Source organism: Cyanobacteria bacterium GSL.Bin1, assembly GCA_009909085.1.
Classification (GTDB): domain Bacteria; phylum Cyanobacteriota; class Cyanobacteriia; order Cyanobacteriales; family Rubidibacteraceae; genus Halothece.
Genome location: JAAANX010000077.1, coordinates 1 through 4,046 on the forward strand (window position 1 = coordinate 1; position 4,046 = coordinate 4,046).

At 40.6% G+C, this 4,046-nt stretch carries 3 protein-coding genes and 5 pseudogenes; 3 read left to right on the forward strand and 5 right to left on the reverse strand.

Annotated elements, in window-relative coordinates; genetic code table 11:
- Nucleotides 1-134: 134 nt before the first annotated feature.
- Nucleotides 135-689: pseudogene (locus GVY04_09575) on the reverse strand (IS630 family transposase).
- Nucleotides 690-810: 121 nt separating this feature from the next.
- Here GVY04_09575 and GVY04_09580 point away from each other — a divergent pair.
- Nucleotides 811-1,605: pseudogene (locus tag GVY04_09580) on the forward strand (IS5 family transposase).
- Here the strand turns inward: GVY04_09580 and GVY04_09585 are convergent.
- The 3 genes and pseudogenes from GVY04_09585 to GVY04_09595 all read right to left on the reverse strand — a co-directional run bounded on the left by GVY04_09585 (nt 1,589) and on the right by GVY04_09595 (nt 2,742).
- Nucleotides 1,589-1,831, reverse strand: coding sequence for a hypothetical protein (locus GVY04_09585; protein ID NBD16374.1), 243 nt, complete (start codon nt 1,829-1,831; stop codon nt 1,589-1,591). The pseudogene GVY04_09580 and the gene GVY04_09585 sit on opposite strands and share 17 nt — an antisense overlap.
- A 31-nt stretch (nt 1,832-1,862) precedes the next feature.
- Nucleotides 1,863-2,249 (reverse strand): annotated as a pseudogene (locus GVY04_09590) (type III-B CRISPR module RAMP protein Cmr6).
- Nucleotides 2,250-2,349: 100 nt separating this feature from the next.
- Nucleotides 2,350-2,742: pseudogene (locus GVY04_09595) on the reverse strand (hypothetical protein).
- A gap of 126 nt (nt 2,743-2,868) precedes the next feature.
- On the opposite strand from GVY04_09595, the gene GVY04_09600 reads away from it, so the two are divergent.
- Nucleotides 2,869-3,090, forward strand: a complete 222-nt coding sequence (locus GVY04_09600) for an AbrB/MazE/SpoVT family DNA-binding domain-containing protein (GenBank protein ID NBD16375.1) — start codon at nt 2,869-2,871, stop codon at nt 3,088-3,090.
- 4 nt (nt 3,091-3,094) lie between these two features.
- Nucleotides 3,095-3,493, forward strand: a complete 399-nt coding sequence (locus GVY04_09605; protein NBD16376.1) for a type II toxin-antitoxin system death-on-curing family toxin — start codon at nt 3,095-3,097, stop codon at nt 3,491-3,493.
- 32 nt (nt 3,494-3,525) lie between these two features.
- Here the strand turns inward: GVY04_09605 and GVY04_09610 are convergent.
- Nucleotides 3,526-3,918 (reverse strand): annotated as a pseudogene (locus tag GVY04_09610) (type III-B CRISPR module RAMP protein Cmr4).
- Between the last annotated feature and the right edge of the window lie 128 nt (nt 3,919-4,046).

A 4,046-nucleotide genomic window follows, 5' to 3' on the forward strand; every position in this document is an offset into this window, starting at 1 on the left:
AATATGAGCGAGACTATGTTCAACGCTAACCCGTTCTCTTAAACGTTTTCGACCAATTGGGGTCAATTGTTGTTCTCGTAATTCAGATAATAAGGCTTCATCAGGATGAATGGAAACACTAAGCTGTTGTGCATTTAAATTGGGATAACCGCATTGCCTTTATTTTTCAACTTCCGTCCCCATTTAATAATTAACTCTCCTTCATTTAGAAGTTGATTTAATAAAGACTCTAACTGTTCAACTGATTTAAATAGGCGATGAGCTATATATTCTTTAGCTGAATGCCAAACTAGTTCAATTAAGTTATAATCGGGACTATATTCAGGCAAAAACTCTAAATGAAGATTTGGCATTTCTACTTCTATTTGATCTAAATATTCCTGCTTTTTATGAAAACTTGCATTATCTAAAATGATGACAATTTTTGCTCCCTTTTCTTCAAATTCTTCCGCAGAGTTTCCCGCTTCTACCCATTCGTCTTTTAACTCTTGGTAAAAGACTTTCAAAACCTTATAAAAACTTTCTGAGTTTCCTTTTTCGACAAACTCAATAAACCTCTTTTTATCTGAATATCTTAGGGCTCCCATCGCATTAACTCTTCCTTTTTTTCTATCTCCTCTTACTTTCTTTCTTTTCCCTTTTTTACACCAATTTTTTCTTCTTATCACTCTTAAGCTAAAACCGCTCTCAGAGACTGTTCCTAAAGAAAATATAAAAAAAGGCGCGATGGCTTCGCCGGTTCCCGAAGGGAACATCGCGACCAATAACAGTCATACTAGGGAAAATGCAACGATTCGCTCACTATAAACTATGACGAAGCGTCGCTCTTATCCTACAGACTTAACCGATGCCGAGTGGAAAATTATTGAACCATTAATTCCTAAGCCCAAGCCCAGAGGTCCAAAAGCTAATGTTGATGTACGAGAAGTCCTGAATGGTATATTTTATTTCCTCCATGAAGGCTGTCAGTGGAGGGCTTTGCCTCACGACTTACCTCCTTGGACAACAGTGTCCAATTACTTTCGCAAATGGCAAAGGAAAGGCATTTGGTCGAAGATACAACAAACATTACGCTCACGCCTCCGAGAAGAGCAAGGACGAAACCCTGAACGAGCGTGCCGCGATTATTGATTCCCAGTCGGTGAAAACTGGGGAAAAAAGGGGGAAGTGTACGGTTACGACGGAGGAAAACAAGTCAAAGGTCGTAAGCGACATATATTGGTAGATACTCAGGGGCTACTTCTAGCAGTTGTCGTCAGTGAAGCGAATATGCCAGAACGTGTAGGCGGATGCGCCCTTTTACTGGAAGTTGAATCTCAAATGTCCAATTTGTCTTTAATTTGGGTAGATGCTGGTTACCAAGGACCAAACTTTAGCAGGGTAGTAGAGAAATTAACTCAAGCTAAAGTAGAAGTTGTCAAACGTTCGAGTAAAGCGTTTGAGGTTCTTCCTCGACGATGGGTGGTAGAAAGGACTTTTGCTTGGCTGGTTCAAAATCGACGTTTAGTTGTTGATTCAGAGAAATTGCCAGAAGTCAGTGAATCTCTTATTGAGGTAGCCATGACTCGTCTAATGTTGAAACGGTTAGCTATGTCTTCAGCTTAGTCTTAAGGTTTATTTTAGGAACAGTCTCTAATTGTTCTTGAAATTCTTCGTCAAATATCTCATGGCGAAATTGTCTAAGAAAGACAAATAATTTACCTTGGCGAATTTTTTGAAGCACTGTTTGTTCAGCGAGAGAGAGGGAAATGGTTGGATTCCAATTAGGTGGGCGCATTTGACTTGAACTTCCTCTAAGGGGACATTTCTCAGTATTCATGAAATGATTCATTTGTCAACCCTCTCTACTGAACCGACGCTCTAGAAGGGAGATAAGGAACGCCTAAATGGTCGAATACAGGGAGAAGGATGCTTTCGGGTCCGCGATGTCCCCCCACGCGAACACGCCATGTGGTTTTAACGGTAAAATGTTCTTTAGCAATGGCGCGAGTAGGGTCATTCAATGTTTTCAGTCGTTGGCGATAGTCGGGGTTATCTTGGGCTTGATTTAAGATTTGCACCTTTGTCCCATCTTTTTGCGGATCTTCAGGGGGACGCATCCAGCGCAAGTATTCAATAAAACTGGCATTATGACTGGTTGGTGGTTGATGATCAGGGTCTAACCAAGGAGAGAGTTTAGAATTATTATTGCCACCACCGTTTCCGTGATGATTTCCCCCACCACCGCCTTGGTTACGATTTCCCCCGCCATTATTTTGACGACGGTTAGGTTGGTTATTTCTATTGTGACGGTTCTGAGGTCGAGGGTTTGGACGTTGTAATGCTGGGTTTTGATTAGAAGGCATGGTTCTACTGTTCTCCTTTAATATCGTGATAGATCGCGTTTGCCCAAAAGCCAAATTCTTGAGCGATTTCGAGTCCTAAGCCTGTTAAACCGAGATAGTGATCAGTAGAAAGGTCTTTGATTTTTTCTAAGCCTTGAGTTGTGGTTAATTGTTGAAAACCACTTCACTTTTCTAGACATTGAAAATATTTTTTGACGACATCTTTTTTTCCGTCTTGAGATAGGGCTTGTTCTTCGGCTTTTAAGCGCATCATTCCCCAAGTGGAAAGATAAGTGTAGAGTTCAACGGCTTGGCTTTTTTGTTCTTTTAAGCGCGACTCATTATCGTTATATTTGATGCGTAAGTCTTGTAAGACTTCGTAAACTGGCGTAGCTATAGTTCTGGGGTCAAAAGTCATGATGATTCCTTATTGGTTATTGGTCATTAGTTATTAGTCATTTGTGATTCTTGGATCACTATAAAAAGAATACGTTTTAAGGAATGCTAGATTAACAAGTGTAGTCATTGAAGGGACTGGTCAAAAATGCAGTTAAAGGTGACAAGAGTGGGAGACTCAGTGGGAATCGTTTTGCCAAAGGAACTTGCGGATAAACTCCAGATTAATCAAGGTGATTTCCTTGAAATTATAGAAACTGCAGATGGGTTTACAGTTAAGCCCTATAACGCTGAATTAAGACAACAAATGGAGGTTGCAGAGAAAATAATGAGAGAAGATTATAATCTCTTAAAGCGATTAGCTGAATGAGATCATGCAATCAATTATTTGGGTGAGATATGAAGCAGTGATCAAGATTCATCGTCATCAACTAACAGAACATGGTGGACTAGATGGCATCCGAAACCAGGCGTTGTTAGAAAGCGCACTGAATCGCCCTAAAAATCTGCTTGCTTATTCTGAATCACCTCCTGATATTTCTGCTTTAGCGGCAGCTTATGCTTATGGTCTTACAACTAATCATCCGTTTGTTGATGGCAATAAAAGAACAGCTTATGTCGTTACTCGCAGTTTTCTTATACTGAATGGTTATGACTTAGAAGCCTCTGAGGAAGGAACGTATCAGACTTGGATGGATTTGGCTGCTTCTAGGCTTTCGGAAGAAGAACTAGCAATTTGGATTAGGGAACGAATCTTTCCTTATGGGGGATGAGTTTTGAAAATTTGGGGTTTCATAGTAACTGATCATTTCCACTGTTGAACGAAACCGCGACCAAGGCTTTCCTGTCCGCCGATTTGGATGATGTCGTGATTTTGAATTAAAGTTTGGAAGTCGTTTTGTGATTGTTGTCCAGTTCCGTTGGCTTGGTTGGTGAGTCCCCATGTGAAGTACATGAGGCTATCAGGGGGAATGGCTTCTTCATAGCGGAAACCGCCATCCACAACTTTGTGTTCATCCAGTTTGATTTTCACTTGTCGCCACAAACTCATTTGGATGAGAGTCGCGCAATGTTGGTCGGGAAGCACTAAAACTTTGTCGATACTGCTGGCTGGTTTGGGAACAAAAGATTGCCAATTTTGAAAAGGTTGCAGTTCATCAGATTTGATAATCGCATCTTTGAGGTAAACGTTCCTGTTTTTATCTTTAAGAGTGCTGCAATAAATAAATCGTCCTTTTACAATGAAAGAGAAGTCATGTATCGACGGAAGGTTAATGAACACAGACTCCATCGAATTAACCGACTCTCGAAAATCTCTCTTTCAAG